General features: G+C 65.0%; 1 protein-coding gene. It reads left to right on the top strand.

The annotated features are described in order from the left end of the window. Positions 1-638 (top strand): hypothetical protein (locus ETD86_RS54660; protein ID WP_211370951.1); only part of this gene is annotated, 638 nt, incomplete at its 5' end. Positions 639-655 lie beyond the last annotated feature (17 nt).

Below are 655 nucleotides of genomic sequence, written 5' to 3'. Positions count from 1 at the left end.
GTATAAGAGACAGCCCAACGACTTCCCCATCCTTCAAGGAGTTCCTCTTGACCGCCCCCACCACCGACTGGATCACCTGGCTGCAGGCCGACACGTGGGTCAACCCGTTCGCTGCGAACGCGACGGCCACGAAGATCTCCGACAAGCACCCGTCGGAGGCACGAGAGGCGCTCAACTACATGACGTGGAACGCCCGCCGCATCGCCCGCGAGTTCGCCTCTCAGACGATCCACACGCCCGCCCCCGACGGTGTCGGCGACTGGTGGCCGCGCACCCCGAAGGAACGCTCCCGCGTCCGCAAGGACTACAGCGAGTGGATCAAGACGACACCGCTCGCGGTGGCCTTGGAGAAGCGCACGACCTTCAAAGGCGACGCGTCCCGCTCGTACGAAGTGAGAGGCGCTGACGGACTGCTCAAGCCCATGACATGGGGTGACCTGCGGAGCATCGCCATGCGTCAGCCCGCCGACGCCCTCGTCATCCTGGCCAGTGACGCCGAGGAGAACAGCTTCCATCCGCTGATGACGGTCACGCTGTTCGCCCACTACGTCGAGAGCAAGTACGCCATCGACAGCACGGTGCACGGCAGCCCCCAGCAAGGCAGCAAGCCCTGCATCCTCCTGACCCCTGCTGACTAGCGCCCGCCTTTCAGTCT

It is taken from the genome of Nonomuraea turkmeniaca (assembly GCF_005889735.1).
In the GTDB taxonomy this organism is placed as follows: Bacteria; Actinomycetota; Actinomycetes; order Streptosporangiales; family Streptosporangiaceae; genus Nonomuraea; species Nonomuraea turkmeniaca.
The sequence above is the reverse complement of the archived record's forward strand: the minus strand, read 5'-3'. Positions and strand labels throughout refer to the sequence as shown.